This window comes from Mesorhizobium sp. M0140, from assembly GCF_040322475.1.
Classification (GTDB): Bacteria; Pseudomonadota; Alphaproteobacteria; order Rhizobiales; family Rhizobiaceae; genus Mesorhizobium.
This window is the reverse complement of the sequence record NZ_JAMYTM010000031.1, coordinates 51,106-66,214: the sequence shown is the minus strand read 5'-3', so window position 1 is coordinate 66,214 and position 15,109 is coordinate 51,106. Positions and strand designations below refer to the sequence as shown.

Annotated in this window: 12 protein-coding genes; 4 read left to right on the top strand and 8 right to left on the bottom strand. The window is 62.8% G+C overall.

From position 1 onward, the window contains the following. Window positions 1-529, bottom strand: a 529-nt coding sequence (locus NKJ37_RS25715; protein WP_352775538.1) for an aldehyde dehydrogenase family protein, incomplete at its 3' end; no start/stop codon positions are given. A 123-nt stretch (window positions 530-652) separates the two neighbouring features. Beyond that, window positions 653-2,032, bottom strand: coding sequence for an aminotransferase (locus NKJ37_RS25710; RefSeq protein ID WP_023747618.1), 1,380 nt, complete (start codon window positions 2,030-2,032; stop codon window positions 653-655). Between the two features lie 161 nt (window positions 2,033-2,193). On the opposite strand from NKJ37_RS25710, the gene NKJ37_RS25705 reads away from it, so the two are divergent. The 4 genes from NKJ37_RS25705 to NKJ37_RS25690 all read left to right on the top strand — a co-directional run bounded on the left by NKJ37_RS25705 (window position 2,194) and on the right by NKJ37_RS25690 (window position 6,108). Next, the gene (locus NKJ37_RS25705; RefSeq protein ID WP_245271849.1) at window positions 2,194-3,012 is read left to right on the top strand and encodes a transketolase; all 819 of its coding nucleotides are present in this window, start codon (window positions 2,194-2,196) and stop codon (window positions 3,010-3,012) included. Then, window positions 3,009-3,989, top strand: coding sequence for a transketolase family protein (locus NKJ37_RS25700; protein ID WP_023747620.1), 981 nt, complete (start codon window positions 3,009-3,011; stop codon window positions 3,987-3,989). The genes NKJ37_RS25705 and NKJ37_RS25700 overlap by 4 nt, the downstream gene beginning before the upstream one ends. Before the next feature lie 33 nt (window positions 3,990-4,022). After that, entirely contained in the window at window positions 4,023-5,336 is a 1,314-nt protein-coding gene (locus NKJ37_RS25695; protein ID WP_352679591.1) for an aspartate aminotransferase family protein, read from the top strand. Between the two features lie 88 nt (window positions 5,337-5,424). Then, window positions 5,425-6,108 (top strand): GntR family transcriptional regulator, encoded by a 684-nt coding sequence (locus NKJ37_RS25690; RefSeq protein ID WP_023737066.1) that lies wholly within the window; start codon window positions 5,425-5,427, stop codon window positions 6,106-6,108. A 44-nt stretch (window positions 6,109-6,152) separates the two neighbouring features. Here the strand turns inward: NKJ37_RS25690 and NKJ37_RS25685 are convergent, their stop codons facing one another. The 6 genes from NKJ37_RS25685 to torT all read right to left on the bottom strand — a co-directional run bounded on the left by NKJ37_RS25685 (window position 6,153) and on the right by torT (window position 14,654). After that, window positions 6,153-7,913 (bottom strand): hydantoinase B/oxoprolinase family protein, encoded by a 1,761-nt coding sequence (locus tag NKJ37_RS25685; protein ID WP_352775535.1) that lies wholly within the window; start codon window positions 7,911-7,913, stop codon window positions 6,153-6,155. A gap of 63 nt (window positions 7,914-7,976) precedes the next feature. Continuing rightward, complete coding sequence (locus NKJ37_RS25680; protein WP_352775533.1) at window positions 7,977-10,037, bottom strand: hydantoinase/oxoprolinase family protein; 2,061 nt, start codon at window positions 10,035-10,037, stop codon at window positions 7,977-7,979. 16 nt (window positions 10,038-10,053) lie between these two features. Continuing rightward, a complete protein-coding gene (locus NKJ37_RS25675) occupies window positions 10,054-11,043 on the bottom strand; it encodes an ABC transporter permease (protein WP_031204409.1) in 990 nt (329 codons plus the stop codon). Further along, window positions 11,036-12,010 carry an ABC transporter permease gene (locus tag NKJ37_RS25670; protein WP_023685593.1) on the bottom strand — a complete coding sequence of 325 codons (975 nt, stop codon included), beginning with the start codon at window positions 12,008-12,010 and terminating at the stop codon, window positions 11,036-11,038. Before NKJ37_RS25670 ends, NKJ37_RS25675 begins: the two co-directional genes overlap by 8 nt. Then, a complete protein-coding gene (locus NKJ37_RS25665; protein ID WP_023707090.1) occupies window positions 12,007-13,491 on the bottom strand; it encodes a sugar ABC transporter ATP-binding protein in 1,485 nt (494 codons plus the stop codon). Before NKJ37_RS25665 ends, NKJ37_RS25670 begins: the two co-directional genes overlap by 4 nt. A 92-nt stretch (window positions 13,492-13,583) precedes the next feature. Continuing rightward, entirely contained in the window at window positions 13,584-14,654 is a 1,071-nt protein-coding gene (torT, locus tag NKJ37_RS25660) for a TMAO reductase system periplasmic protein TorT (RefSeq protein WP_245271850.1), read from the bottom strand. Between the last annotated feature and the right edge of the window lie 455 nt (window positions 14,655-15,109).

Here is a 15,109-nt window from a genome sequence, read left to right as displayed (position 1 = left end):
CGGTGCAGCCGGCGGCGAGCGCCGGGCCGAGCTTGCGGGCCAGCATCGAGGACGGGAAATTCCACGGCGTGATGGCGGCGATGACGCCGACCGGCTCCTTGGTCACCAGGATGCGGCGGTCCGCCCATGGCGAAGGCACGACATCGCCATAGGTGCGGCGACCTTCCTCGGCGAACCACAATATGTAGGCCGCGGCAGAGCCAATCTCGCCCTTCGATTCGAACAGCGACTTGCCCTGTTCGATGGTCAGCAGTTCGGCCAACACGTCCTGATTGTCCATCATCGCGTCATGCAGCTTGCGCAGCAGCTTCGAGCGCTCGAGCGCGGTCGTCTTGCGCCAGGTCTTGAAAGCTTCCGCGGCGGCTTCAATGGCGCGGCGGGTCTCGGCCCTGCCCGACTTCGGCACGGTGCCGATCTTGAGACCGGTGGCCGGATTGTTGACGTCGACCGTCAGTCCGCTGTCGGCCTGCACCCACTCGCCGTTGATGAGATTGGCCTGGCGCATGAAATGGCTGGTTTTCTGAAGCATGGTCTGGCCTCCGTTCGGATAAGACAATCAGGATCCTGTATGCTGGCTGCGGCTCGCGCTTGCCCAAGCGCCTTTCGCGCGGCCGGCCCCTCCAGCGACGTCTCGCCGCCTCGCCGGGCGGGTTCATGCCGACTGGTCAGTCCGCGCATGGGCCGCCGCGGTCTCATCAAGAGCCGCGCGAATGCCATCAACCATGTAATCGATCTCTTTAGGGGCGATGACGTAGGGCGGGCAGATTGCCAGCACGTCGCCCATGTTGCGGATCATGACTCCGTGCTCGCGGCACCGCCGCTCGACATCGGTGCCAATTCGCAGCTCCGGCGCAAAGGCGCGACGGGTGGCGCGATCCTCGACGATCTGGATCCCCGCTATAAAACCGCGGCCGCGGACCTCGCCGACCAGTGTATGGTCGTTGAGCGCGTCCGCGAGCGCTGCATGCAGATAATCGCCGAGACGGCGCGCCTGGCTCACGAGATCGATCTCGCGGTAGATCCTGATCGCCTCGGCGGCGACGGCGGCTGTCACCGGATGGCCGGAATAGGTGAAACCGTGGCCGAACACGCCGACCTTGTGGGCCTCGTCGGCGACGCACTGGTAGACCTTGTCGGAGATAATGACGCCGCCAATGGGCAGATGACCGGATGAAAGCCCCTTGGCGACCGACAGCATGTCCGGTTCCATGCCAAAAGTCTGGCTGCCGAACCAATTTCCGGTGCGTCCGAAACCGCAGACCACCTCGTCGGACAGCATCAGGATGTCGTATTTGCGCAGCACCGCCTGAACCTTTGGAAAATAATTCTCCGGCGGTACCAGCACGCCGCCGGCGCCCATGACTGGCTCTGCGATCATCGCGGCAATCGTCTCTGGCCCCTCCGCCAGGATCAGGGCCTCGAGTTCCTGGGCCAGGCGCGTGGCGTAGTCATGCTCCGCCTCGCCCGGCAGACCGTCGAGATAGTGGAACGGCCGCGCGGCGAATATGACGGGAAGCGGCGGCAGGTTGAAGGACTTGTGCATGTGCGGCAGCCCACTCAGCGCCGCGCCCATGATCGTACTGCCGTGGAAGGCGCCAAACCTGCTGATGATCTTGCGTTTCTCCGGACGTCCCCGCGCGGCCTGGTAATACCAGGCGAGCTTGACCATCGTGTCATTGGCTTCCGAACCGGAGCCGACCAGAAAAACGCGCGCGTGGTCGAACGGCGCCAACGCGGTAAGCTGTTCGACGAGTTCGACGGTGGGCTCATTCGAGCGGTGATTGAAGGTGTGATAGACGGCGAGCTTGCGCATCTGGCGGTCAGCCGCGGCGGCCAGCCGGCTGTCGCTGAAGCCGAGCGAGGCACACCAGAGTCCGCCCATGCCCTCGATATAGCGGTTGCCCGCGTCATCCGTGACGGTCGCGCCTTCGCCGGCCACGATCGTCAACGGACCATGATCCTCATGCAGGCGTGGATCGGTTTGGGAATGAAAGTGCCTGGCCATGTCCAGCACGCGCGATTCGTTGTTCATCAAAATTCTCCTTGCGACCAGATAGGCGGTTGCTTCGGCGAGGAATATCTTATAACTTATAAGTTGTCGAGAAAAAATGATCCCGAGAGTGAAGCCCAATGGCCAACCCGCCCACTCTTTCAAACAACGCCCTGCCCCCCGACGCGGAGCGGATCGCCCTGTTGCGCGACAGGGCAGAGTTCGTCCGGCTCGAGACGCTGCGCCTTATCCAGATCGCCAAGGTGGGCCACTATTCGTCGGTGTTCTCCTGCGCGGAAATATTCGCCACGCTCTACTACGATGCGATGCGGCTGAGGCGCGGCGAGCCGCAATGGCCGGATCGCGACCGCTTCCTGATGGGCAAGGGACATGCCGCGGTCGGCCTTTACCCGCTGCTGGTCGACTGGGGCTTCTTCTCCAAGGGCGTTCTCGACGGCTATACCCGGCTCGGCAATCCGCTTGGCGATCATCCCGACATGCGCAAGGTGCCCGGCGTCGATTTCAGCTCCGGCTCGATCGGCCATGCCCTGTCCGGCGGCCTCGGCATGGTGCTTGGCGGCCGTGCGGCCAACCGGCGCTTCGATGTCTATGTCCTGCTCGGTGACGGCGAGATGCAGGAGGGCCAGGTCTGGGAAGCGGCGCTCTCCGCCGCCCACCATAAGGCCGGCAATCTGATCGCCATCGTCGACCGCAACGGATACCAGCTCGACGGGCAGGTCGACGACATCATCGGCATCGAACCGTTGGCCGACAAATGGGCGGCGTTCGGCTGGCAGGTGCACGAGGTCGATGGGCACGACGTCGTCGCTCTCGCGACGCTGCTGCGACAGTTGAAGGCCGAGGCAGACCGCACCCGGCCCGTCTGCATCATTGCCAAGACCTCCAAAGGCAAGGGCGTTGGTTACATGGAAACCGAACCCGGCTGGCATCTGGGCTATCTCGCGCCATCGGACGAGGCCTTGGCCGCCGAAGAGATCAAGCGTGGAGGCAAAACACAATGAACGGCCCGATCGATACCAACTCCTGGCAGTACCGCCAGATCAACGCGCGTGCGCCTGGCCTGAGTTATCTGGCCAACGCGCTCATTGATCTGGTCGAAGACGGTTATCCGGTCGTGGCCGGTACGGCCGACCTTCAATATTCCAACGGGCTGGTGCGGTTCGCGCAACGCTTTCCCGAACGCTTCACGCAATTTGGCATTTCCGAGCAGAACATGGTTTCGGCTGCTGCCGGCATGGCCAGCACCGGCGCCATGCCGTTCGTCGCTACATTCGCTTCTTTCCTGGCGCTGCTGTGCTGCGAACAGATCAGAACCGACGTCGCCTATTCGGCGCTGCCGGTGCGGCTGATCGGTCATCATGCCGGTATTTCACTCGGCTTCTACGGCACCTCCCACCATGCGACGGAAGATCTTGCCATCATGCGAAGCATCGCCGACCTCACGGTCGTCGCGCCGGCTGACGGCCCGCAACTGGCGGCCGCCGTCAAGGCGTCTGTCAATCATGCCCAGCCAATCTACTTCCGCATTGGCCGCGGCCAGGAACCGCTGGTCTATGAAGACGACGGCGTCGACTTCCAGTTCGGCAAGGCGATCGTTCACGGCGAAGGATCGGACCTGACCATCATCGCCTGTGGCTCGATGGTCCATCCCTCAAGGGAGGCTTACCGCGCGCTGCGCGCGGCGGGCAAATCCGTCGGACTGATCGACATGCATACGGTGAAGCCAATGGATACGAAGGCAGTGCTCTCGGCCGCGGCTCACTCCCGCTTCATTCTAACCATCGAGGAACACAATATCCTGGGCGGTCTGGGCGGCGCCGTGGCGGAAATCCTGGCGGAGGCGGGCAGCCCGGCACGGTTGATACGCCATGGCATCCGCGACGAATACAGCCTGATTGCGCCGCCAACGCATCTCTACAAGCACTACCGGCTGGACGCGGCGGGAATCGAGGCCACCGTTCTTGAAGCCCTCGGCTGAGCCGGCGGACCATAGCCATGCACGGACATTCCGATGACCGATCAGAATAACACCGCCCGACTCATTGAGCGCGCCGGTGCGGTGATGCCGGGCGGATTGCTCAGCCCGAGCCGCAGGCTCGGCGCGCCGCATGTATTTGCCCGGGCGCAGGGTGCGTTTCTCTACGACGTCGATGGACACCAGTACACCGACTTCCACTGCGGCTTCGGCGCCAATGTGCTTGGCCACTGTCATCCGGCGGTGCGTGAACGCATCGCTGCGGTCTCCCAGGACATCGATCTTGTCGGCGCGGGAACGATGCGGCTAGAGATCGAGGTGGCGGAGGCGCTGGTCGACTGCATCCCTTGCGCGGATCTCGTCGCCTTCTGCAATTCCGGATCGGAGGCGACCTATCACGCCCTGCGCCTTGCCCGTGCCGCCACCGGTCGCAAGCGCATCATCAAGTTCCAAGGCGGCTATCATGGCTGGCACGACTATGTCGCCATGAACGTACAGTCGCACGCGCAGGCGATCGGCAAGTACGATCCCATCAGTGCTGGCATCCTCGAGGATGCCGCCCGTCACACCATCGTGCTGCCTTACAACGATGCCGGCGCCGTCGAGGATTATCTCAAGGCCAATCCAGGCGATGTCGCGGCGATCATCATCGAGCCAATCGCTCACAATATGGGGTCGGTGATCGCGACGGATGTTTTCCTGCGCGAGCTGCGTCGCCTGACCAGCGATCATGGTGTCGTGCTGATCTTCGACGAGGTCATCACCGGCTTTCGCCACGCGCTCGGCGGCTATCAGTCGATCGCCGACGTCACGCCTGATCTCGCGACCTTCGGCAAGGCGGCCTCCTCAGGCTATCCCGTTGGCGTGGTGGCCGGTCGTCGCGATCTCATGGCGCTCGTCGGCCGGACCGGGGAAGGATCCGTGTTCATGGGCGGTACTTTCAACGGCACGCCGTCGACGCTCGCCGCCATGCAGGCGACGATCGAGGAGCTGTCGAAACCAGGCTTCTACGACCGCCTGTTTGCCCTCGGCGCTTTCATGCGCACGCAGCTGGATGGCATTATCGATCGCCTCGGCCTGCCCGCGCAGAGCGCCGGGTTTGGCTCGGTCTGGCTGATCTATTTCCTCAGCGGTCCTTACCGCGACTACCAGGACTTGCTGGGCAACGACGATGTTTTCGATCTTGCATTCCGCAGAGAGATGGTGGCGAACCGGCTGATCAGCCAGCCGCTTCCGCTCAAGCGTCTCTACCTGTCAGGGAGCCATGACCGGGCGACAGTCGAGAAATCGCTGGATATCATCGAGACAATCCTGCGCAAGCTCTCCGCTGGGAAACCCGCCAGCTCCTAGCCATGTTTCGCAACGGACTTATAGGATATAAGAGCGTCACGCACTATCCGTTGTCGATTCGGTGCGGCCAAGATTGCAGCGGTGGACCATGAGCACGATGCAGCCAATCGAGCAAGGCAGTCTGTCGGCGAGAACTTATATCTCGCTGCGCGAAGCCCTGATCGCCGGCAATTTCCGGCCCGGCGAAAGACTGTTGATGCAGGATCTGGCGCAACGGCTGGGCACCAGCGTCACGCCTGTGCGCGAGGCCTGTTTCAGGCTCGTCAGCGAGCAGGCGCTGGAACTGCGGTCAGGGCGGTTCATCACCGTTCCAGAGCTGACCCGGTCGCGTTACTGGCAGGTCCGGCTCATTCGCATCGCGCTCGAGGGACTAGCGGCCGAACTCGCCGTTGAGCATGTTTCGGAGAAGGACATTGCAAAACTGGTCGAGATCCATCGCGATTTCGTGGCCGGCGAAACGTCCGGCGATGCTGACCGCGCCCGTCGCGCCAATCGTGAATTCCACTTCGGCGTCTACCGCCTGTCCAAGATGGATATGCTGATCGCCCAGATCGAAAGCCTGTGGGTCTCGATGGGCCCTATCCTTAACGTGTATTATCTGCAGGCCGAGAACGATTACATCGGCGCGGAGGAGCACGAGACGCTGATCGAAGCGTTCCGGACCCGCAACAAGAAGGTGGCGCGTAAGGCGATCGAACGCGACATCGTGCGCGGTGGCATGAACCTGTTGCGGTATTTCGACGAGCAGGACGCGGCCGCCAAGCGGGCGTGATCGAAGCCGCCGGTCATTTGCTGGCGACCTCTCTTCGCGCTGGCTCAGGCCGCCCGAAGGCGCGCGGTGGCATCCTGGTCGACGACCCAGACGCCCTGCTCGGCGTCCAGCACCAGGGCCACCTTGTAGGATTGGCGAGCCGCTTCGCTCGTCAGCCAGCCGCGGTCAACGCTGGCCGCGACACGGCGGACATCGCGCTTGGTCGGGTCGCCGTAGCCACCGCCGCCACAGGCAACGAACTCGATGCGCTCGCCGGCGCGACACGCCTCCTCATGGAACGCGGGCAATTCCAGCAGCTTGCCGTCCGTGCCGCGCTTGGCACTATGACTGGCCTTGGCGTCACCGCCGCCGAGCACGCCGCGCGGCGGAAAGGTTGTGCCATCGGCCGAGTAGACCAGTGTCATCTCGTGGTCGACGGGATAGAAGACACCGCCCACCGCGGGAGCACCCTCGAACTCGCCAATGCCTTGGGTATCCGCCACCACGCCGCGCGATTCAATGATGATGGGATACATGGATTCGTCCACCTCCACGGAATCCAGCGCGATCAGGCCGCCATTCGCCGGCCCGCAATATGTCAACCAGCCGTCATAGCCGTGACGCGCCCCGCCGCCGGCGTAGCCAATGAAGACCTGGTTGACGTAGGGCTGCCCGTCCTTGAACGGATCCTTGCCTGAAATCACGCCGATCCCCGCCGGCAGGTGCGAGCCGCTCTCGGCCTGGCCATAGGGTTCTCCCATGGTCGAGAACACGCAATTGCCTGCAATGATCAAGCGGTCGTTGACATTGGTGGTCGCCACGGAGGTGCCTACGGGGTAGCGGGGTTTGCCGACCACGCTTCCCTCCCGCATCAACACCTTGATCCGGCTCTTGGCGCCCTCGTTGTGCGGGATGCCGTCGTCGAGATTGTTGAAGACGCCAATCCGGCAAGAGCCCGTGCAGGTGTTTTCCGAAAGGTTGAGACCACCAGGGACGTTATCCATGTTGTCACGCACATCGACCGTGATCTCGCCGGCTTCAGGGTCGACATCGATGGTGATCCGGACCGGGATGCCCTCCTCCGCCACGCTGGGGACCGGGTCATGGCGGACCTCGTAGGAGAACTTGCCCTTCGGCAATTTGGCGATTTCGGCCATGGCGCGACGTGCACCGTAGTCGAACCAGTCCTCGACGAAATCCAGCAGCGTGTCGCGGCCGTATTTTTCAAGCAGTTCCAATAGACGGCGTCGACCGGTCCTGCAGGCGCCGATCTGGGCGCGCACGTCGCCCAGCCAGATGTCTGGAACACGGTTGCGCATCATGCCGATGCGCAGGATGTCCTGCTTCTCCCTGTGCTGTTCGACCACGCGCACGCAGGGAAAGTGGATGCCTTCCTCATAAACGTTCTTGGCGAATGGCAGATAGGTCGAAGGCGTCGGCGCGCCAGTATCGGCGTGATGGGAAAGCGCCACGGCCCAGAACAGCGGCTTGCCATCGAAAAAGATCGGCATCGCCATGATCAGGTCGGCATGATGGGTGCCGCCAGTGTATGGGCAGTTGTTGAGGAAGATGTCGCCGTCGGCGATATCGTCGAACAACTCCGTTATCGGACGGGTCGCCAGATCCATCGACATGACGTGGATCGGCAGCGCGTCCTCGGTGGAAACGAGGCGGTGATCATAGGTCAGGATCGCACAGCTCAGGTCGCGGGCGTTCTTGATCACCGCTGAGCGGCTGGCCCGCATCACGACCAGCGTCATTTCCCGCACGACCGCCTCGAACCGGCTTTTGAGAACCGACATCAGGAACGGATCGACGCGGCGCATTGGTGTCTCCAGGCGAATGACAGGTGAATTCATTTTACGGTGCCTTGCTCGGGAAGGTTGGTGTCAATCGACAGTCACGACAATGTTGCCCTGCGGGTCGACGCGCCCGCGATGCTTGTCCTTGAGGAAGGCGGTGAACGTCGTCGCCTCAACCAGGCAGGGGCCGTCAAGCGCCGCCCCCGCGCCCAGCTGGTCCATGTCGTAGACGGGCAGAGAGCTCGTCCGCCGGGTTTCGTGCAAATAAGCTGGCCGATGGGTCTTGGCGACCGGCGCTGTCGCCTGGTCGGCCAGCCTGAAGTCTTTCCAGGCATCCTGATTGGCCCGCTTGCCCACCGCGCGCAGCTTCCAGTTGGTGAATTCGACGACGTCGCGGTCGGATCTGATTGAATAAATGCGTTCGTGCATCTGATGGAACGCTTCGACGAGAATTGGGAGTTTTTCCGCGTCGAGACGTGCCTCATCGGCCTCGAAATGGACCTCGATCTCCCAGGACTGGTATTCGTAGCGACCAAGAAAGGAGAACTCGAAACGCCGCAGCTCGGGCTCAACACCGGCCTGTTCGAGGAATGCTTCGCCCGACACCTTCAACCGCGCCAGGATGTCGGAGACGCCGGCGGCGTCGAAGCGCCGGGTCGAGGTTAGGAAAACCGCGCTTTCCTCGCGCGTGATATCAGAGATCAACCCGCCGAACGCGCTCAACCCAGCCATGAAGCGCGGGATCATGTAGCGTTTCAAGCCCAATATGTCGGCCATCTCGGCGATGTGGATGGCGGTCGCGCCGCCGCCGCAGACAAAGAAACTGTCGCGTGGGTTTATGCCCTCGCGAATGGTGATTTCCTCGATGGCCCCGACCATGTTGTGGTTGCTGGTGGTCTGGATGGCGTAAGCCGCGTCGAGCAGCGGGATGCCGAGCCGCGTCGCGATGCTCGCGACCGCTTTCTCGGCCAGATCGCGGCTGATCTTGATCCGGCCGCCGAGAAAATAATCCGGGTCAATGATGCCGAGCACGACATTGGCGTCGGTGACCGTCGGCGCGGTGCCGCCCGCTCCGTAGCATGCTGGCCCCGGCCGCGCGCCAGCGCTTTGCGGCCCGACACGAAGCAGGCCGCCATCGTCGACCCAGGCAATCGACCCGCCGCCGGCGCCAACCGATCTCACATCGACTTTCGCGATCCCCAGCGAGTCGTCGTGGATCATGCTGTCCGGGGTGACGATGATCTGGTGGTCACGCAAAGCCGAGACGTCGAAGGTGGTGCCGCCCATGTCACCGACGATGACGTTGGCTTCGTCGCTCAGCGCCAGCGCGGCCATCGGCGCCAGCGTCGGCCCCGACATGACGCTGTAGATTGGCCGCCGCAGCATCTCGGCGGGAGGCATCATTCCACCGACGCAGTTGGCGAGCAGCAGCTCGCCCTGGAAACCCGCCTGCGAAAGTGCTTGCCGCAAGTCCTCGATGTAGGTGCGCACGATCGGATTGATCGACGCGTCGATAGCGGCCGCGATGATGCGCTTGTACTCGCGCGACATCGGATTGACTTCATGGCTAAGCGTGACCGGGATCTCCGGCCATGCCTGCGCGATGATATCGCGCACCGTTGTTTCATGGATGGGATTGATGACCGACCAAAGCAGACCGACCGCTATCGCTTCGACCCCATAGCGCCGGAAGTCGGCTATCGCCGCCTCGACATCGGATCTCGACAGAGGCGTGAGCTCCCGCCCGCGCGCATCGACGCGGCCCCGCGCCGTCTTCGTCAGGTGGCGCGGGACATAGGGCTCGGGATAGTCGAGCCGCCACTGGAAGGCGCCCTTGCGCGGCCCCTCGCGCAGGACGAGGATGTCCTGATGTCCTTCGTTGAGGATCAATCCGACCTTGACGGTCTTGCGCTCGACCAGCGCGTTGGTCGAGACGGTCGAGCCGTGTACGATCAAGTCGATCTTGGTCATGAACGTCGCGGGATCGAGCCCGTATCCGGCCGCCGCCACGTGCAGCACGTTGATGAATCCCTTCTCGAATTCGCCGGGCGTGGTGGGCGATTTGAAGATCGAGATTTTCCCACCGGGCTCGGAAATCAGGCAATCGGTGAAGGTTCCGCCGATGTCGATGCAGACTTGATAAGCCATTTAAGGTCCGAAGCTGTTAGCGTTTCTTGTAATCGCGGCCCAGTATCAGGCTGGCCAGAATGATGAGGCCCAAAAGAACCTGCTGCAGATAGCCGTCGACCTGCATGAGGTTCATGGCGTTGGAAATGACCGTGATGAACAGGGCACCGAGCAGAGCCGCGGTGACGCCTCCCTCTCCGCCGGTGAGGCGCACGCCACCGACCACCGCCGCCGCTATCGATTCCAGGGTCAGGTTGCCGCCGAGATTGGGCTCGCCCGATCCGGTCCGCGCGGTGAGCAGCATGGCGCCAATCGCGGCCAGCAGCGAGCAGACCACGTAGTCGATCGCAACGACGCGTCCGGTGCGAACGCCCGCCGCCTTCGCCGCGCGAGGGTTGGCGCCGATGAGATACAGGCCGCGCCCGAACACGGTGAAGCGCAGGACCAGGAACAGCAGTGCGAAACACAGCGCGGCGAACAGGATGGGCACCGGAATGCCGATCAGCCGTCCCTCCGCCAAGGCGTCCGTGAAGGCTTCGGGAACGCCCGGCACGGGAAAGCCGCCGCTGACGGTTGACGCCAGTGCCATGACAATGTTGGCCATGCCAAGCGTCGTCACCAGTGGATTGATGCCGATACCGGCGATGAGGACGCCGTTCAGCCCGCCGATCAGCAGCCCGACGCCAAGGCCAGCGGCGATCCCCCACAGGATGGGCATATCGCCGCTTCCGGTCATCACCATCGCCGATATGACGCTGACGAGCGAGACGGTAAAGCCAAGCGACAGGTCGAAGCCGCGCGTCAGCAGCACCATGGTCTGCGCCATGGCAAACAGTGCGAGATAACTCGTCTGGATCGCGATGTTCCAGAGATTGCCGCTTGAAACAATGCGCGGGTCGAGCAGACCGAGACCCAGCAGGGCCAGGAATACGAGCCCCGGCAGCTTGGCCTGCGACGCGAACTGGCGGATGTCCGGGCGAGCGCGGTCAAGAACAACCGGAGCCGCCATGTCTGGACGATCAGACATTGGCCCGCCTCCCCTGAACAATTCGGTCGAAAGCCAGTGCGCCGATGAGCACCGAACCCAGCACCAGCGTCTGGAATTTGCTGTCGATCTGCGTGAGGTTCATCGCATTGGCGATGATCGCCAGGCACAGCGCCGCCATGGCGACGTTCTCGGCGCGGCCTGAGCCGCCGCGCAATGAAACGCCGCCGATCACCGCCGCTGCGATCGTCTCCAGTCCGAGCGTCCCGCCGATCGTCGACTGGCCGGAACCGATACGGGCGGTGATTAGCACGCCGGTGAGTGCGGCCAGGAGACCGGAGAGCACATACGCGGTAATCAACACACGGTGTGTGCGCACTCCCGACAGTCGGGCGGCGCCGACGTTGCCGCCGACGGCGTAGAAGTGGCGCCCGAGCGCGGTCCGACGCTGCAGAATGATGGCGATGGCGATCACCACGATCGCCAGCAGCAAGGCCGGCGGCAGGCCAAGCACCTGCCCTCGCCCGATGGCATAGACGAAGGCGTCGGAAACGCCATAGATCGGGATACCCTGCGTGTAATAGAGCGTAAGTCCCGCGACGATCGACAACGATGCCAATGTCACCATGAAAGGTGATAGGGAAAGGCGCGCCACCAGCGTGCCGTTTACCAGGCCAACACAGGCGCCGCAGGCCAAGGCCAGCGCTACCGGCATCAGCAGCTGGAGCCCATGCGCGTCGGGCATCGCGGCCATCGCCGCGGCTGTGACCACTGAGGCCAACGCCATGGTGGCACCGACCGACAGATCAAAACCGCCCGTGGTCATGACGATCATCTGGCCGATCGCCGGAACCGCCAGGAAGGAGAAATTGCGCAGGACGTTGAGGATGTTCAGGCGGTTCAGAAAACGCGGTTCGATGATCGCGGCCGCGGCCGCAACCGCGACCAGAAGCAGGATGACGATCCCGCCGGTTTCCAGAAAACGGCGCCGCAGCGTGTCAGGGCTCATGCTGCCTCCGTGGCGCCGGTTTCGGCGTCGAAATAGTGACGCAGCACAGTGGCCTCGGTGATGCCGTCGGCTTTGAGTTCGGCGACTATGCGCCCTTCGCGCATGACATAGACGCGGTTGGCCAGGTGAACGAGCTCTGGCAGTTCGGACGATGACAGCAGAATAGCCGCGCCATTCTCGACCAGGCTTTTCATAAGCCTGTAGACCTCGCTTTTAGCGCCCACGTCGATGCCGACCGTCGGTTCATCGAAAATATGGACCGAGACAGGACGCATCAGACCGCGCGCCAGCACGAGTTTCTGCTGGTTTCCTCCCGAAAACGACGACGCCGCGCGTTCCGGCGCCATCGGTCGTAGACCCAGTGTCTTCAACGGCGCGGCTATCGCCCGGCGCTCGCGCCAGAACTTGAGCAGTCCGGCCTGGGACAGTCTCGGGTCGTCGAGCGCGGCCATGGTCACATTCTCGCGGCCTGGCCGGCCAAGCGCCAGTCCCTCGGCGCCGCGATCGGCCGGGTAGTAACAAAGTCCAGCACGCAACATGCTGTGCGGCACTGGCGCTCTGACCACCTCGCCATGGAGTTCGATCTCACCGGACGTCACACGCTCCAGGCCGAATACGGCTCGGCAAAGTTCGCTACGACCGCAGCCAACCAGGCCCGCCAGGCCGACGATTTCGCCAGCTCTGACCACGATGGAGGCATCGGATAGGGTGCCGGAGACACTGATCCCCCTGGTCGCCAGCACGATTTCGGCGGGGCGCTGGCTAATTGATGGATAAAGTCGTTCGACCGGCTGGCCGACCATCATCTCGATCAGGGTCGCGTCCGATGCCGCGGCGATGGCCACTGTGTCGATCTTGCGCCCTCCTCGCAAGACCGTGACACGGTCCGCGAGCCGACGGATCTCGGCCATGCGATGCGACACATAGATGATGCCGACGCCCCGCGCCTTGAGGCCCGCGATTGCGGCGAACAGTTTTTCCGCTTCACCGTCGGTAAGCGACGCGGTCGGTTCGTCGAGGATGAGTATCTTGGCATCCGAAAGCATGCCCTTGGCAATCTCGACCATCTGCTTTTGCGCCCGGGTCAGCGTTTCGATCTTGCTGTCCAGCTCGACGTGAAAGCCAACGTCGCGGAAGCGTTCTTCCGCGCGGGCACGCATCGCGCGCCGATTTAGGAAAAGCCTTCCCTTGATCTCGCGTCCAAGAAACAGGTTCTCCTCGACCGTGAGGTCGGGGACAAGACTGAATTCCTGGAACACAGCCGCCACCCCGGCATCGCGGGATTTCTGTGGGGTCAGCGCGGAAACGGTTTGGCCGTCGATACGGCAAGAGCCTTCGGTCCAGCCGTAGGTTCCCGCTATCAGATTGATGAGCGTCGACTTTCCGGCGCCGTTTTCGCCGAGAAGGGCATGGACCTCACCGCTCAGCAGCGTGAAATCGACGCCGTCAAGCGCCACCACCCCCCCGAAACGCTTCGTCATACCCGTAAGTTCAAGCATCGCTGACACCACCGAACTCGAAGCAAAACGGGCGGCAGGCCAAGGCCGAGGTCTACCGCCCATCGAAGATGCGACTATTGTACCGAAAATTCAGGCTTCCACCCATCGGGCGCGAAAATCTGCGTCGGGTCGATTTTGTCGACGTTGTCCTTGGTCACGATACCCGGCGCGACCAGCAGAACCTTCTCATAGTCCTTCTTTTCCAAGGCGCGCACCGCGAGGTCGACGCTGATGCGGCCCATCATCACCGGATACTCGGCGGCAAAGCCAAGCACCTTGCCTTCCTTGACCAGCTTCAGCATCGTCTGGTTCTCGTAAGACGACATGATCACGACATCGTCGCGGCCAGCGTCGGCGACGGCGCTGACGGCCGCTTCCGCCGCAGCAGCCCCGCCCCAGATGACATTGAGATCCGGATAGGTCTGCAGGGCGTCCTCGACGAGGCGCAGGCTTTGCGGAACGCCGGGCTCACCATAGAGCTCGGCCGCGAGCTTGATGTTGCCGGTTTTGATGCTGTCGCGAAAGCCCGCCATATAGCTCTCCGCCCAACCCGATCCCTGCGGACCCGGCAGGCCGATTGCGGTCGTCTTTTTGTCGCCGAGATACTTCTTGAGGTACTCACCCTCCTGAAAACCCTTCTGGTAGGTATCGGGCGTGATGCGCGCGGTGATCGGAGTTTCCAGGATGGGATTGGCGACGGCGATCTGGACAAGACCCTTGGCGTCGCCCTCCTTCAGCTTGGCCGCCAGGCCGGCTTCCGAGATGGCGGCGACGAGGATGCCCTGGGCACCGGATGCGACGCAATCGTCATATTGCGACAGCTGCTTGGGCAGCGCGTCATAGCCGCCAGCCTGCAGGACCGTCACTTTGACACCCAGGCGCTTTGCTTCCTCAACGATACCGTAGTCGACCGAGACCCAATAGCTGTCCTTGAGGTGCGGAAACAAGACGCACAGGTTCCAAGGCTTCTCGGCCTTTTCCAGCGGCACATAGTCGAGTGCCTCGACTTTTTTCAGATCGCCGCCCTTGGCCGAGTTGATCTTGAAGGGCCACCAATCCTTGGCCTGGGCGGCGTTGGGCAGGACGGCCACGCCGGTGACGAAAGCCGCCGCGAGCATGGATCGGAAAGCGTGATTCTTGGTCATGTGATTCCCCATTTTCGTGTGTTCCCGGGTCCGGGGCCCGCGATTTCGCCGGCTCCGCGGTCTGCCTTGGGAGCAGAGGCTTGCTGGCGGATCGTAGTACCGTCTAGGCGAGTTCGCCTTCAGGGCCATCCGCGCCGTTGTTCATTTTCACAGTGCTACCGTACTACTTATAAGTTATAAGTCAATAGGGTTTTCATTAGCCGGTGCTCAGCCGGGAAGGTGTCTTCAATCGCGGTTTCGCTGCCTCGACCGGGATCACAATCCATTTGACGAAAGGCGAGGTCGGAGACAGCAGCCATGCAACTGGCCTCGGCGATGTGGGCTTCCTCGCGACCGACCGGTATGCGGCTTGTCGATCGAGTTGCCTGACATCAAGCGCCGGCGAATAAGTCAAAGCGGTCAGCGTGGCCTTCGAATACAGAGCCATTGGTCAGCAGCCGCACTTCGCTATCGAC

Excerpts from the sequence above, each read along its gene's own strand:
- NKJ37_RS25665 (WP_023707090.1), bottom strand. The coding sequence starts at position 13,491 with ATGACGAAGCGTTTCGGGGGGGTGGTGGCGCTTGACGGCGTCGATTTC.
- NKJ37_RS25695 (WP_352679591.1), top strand. The coding sequence starts at position 4,023 with ATGACCGATCAGAATAACACCGCCCGACTCATTGAGCGCGCCGGTGCG.
- NKJ37_RS25710 (WP_023747618.1), bottom strand. The coding sequence starts at position 2,032 with ATGAACAACGAATCGCGCGTGCTGGACATGGCCAGGCACTTTCATTCC.
- NKJ37_RS25700 (WP_023747620.1), top strand. The coding sequence starts at position 3,009 with ATGAACGGCCCGATCGATACCAACTCCTGGCAGTACCGCCAGATCAAC.
- NKJ37_RS25675 (WP_031204409.1), bottom strand. The coding sequence starts at position 11,043 with ATGTCTGATCGTCCAGACATGGCGGCTCCGGTTGTTCTTGACCGCGCT.
- torT (WP_245271850.1), bottom strand. The coding sequence starts at position 14,654 with ATGACCAAGAATCACGCTTTCCGATCCATGCTCGCGGCGGCTTTCGTC.
- NKJ37_RS25685 (WP_352775535.1), bottom strand. The coding sequence starts at position 7,913 with ATGCGCCGCGTCGATCCGTTCCTGATGTCGGTTCTCAAAAGCCGGTTC.
- NKJ37_RS25680 (WP_352775533.1), bottom strand. The coding sequence starts at position 10,037 with ATGGCTTATCAAGTCTGCATCGACATCGGCGGAACCTTCACCGATTGC.
- NKJ37_RS25670 (WP_023685593.1), bottom strand. The coding sequence starts at position 12,010 with ATGAGCCCTGACACGCTGCGGCGCCGTTTTCTGGAAACCGGCGGGATC.
- NKJ37_RS25690 (WP_023737066.1), top strand. The coding sequence starts at position 5,425 with ATGAGCACGATGCAGCCAATCGAGCAAGGCAGTCTGTCGGCGAGAACT.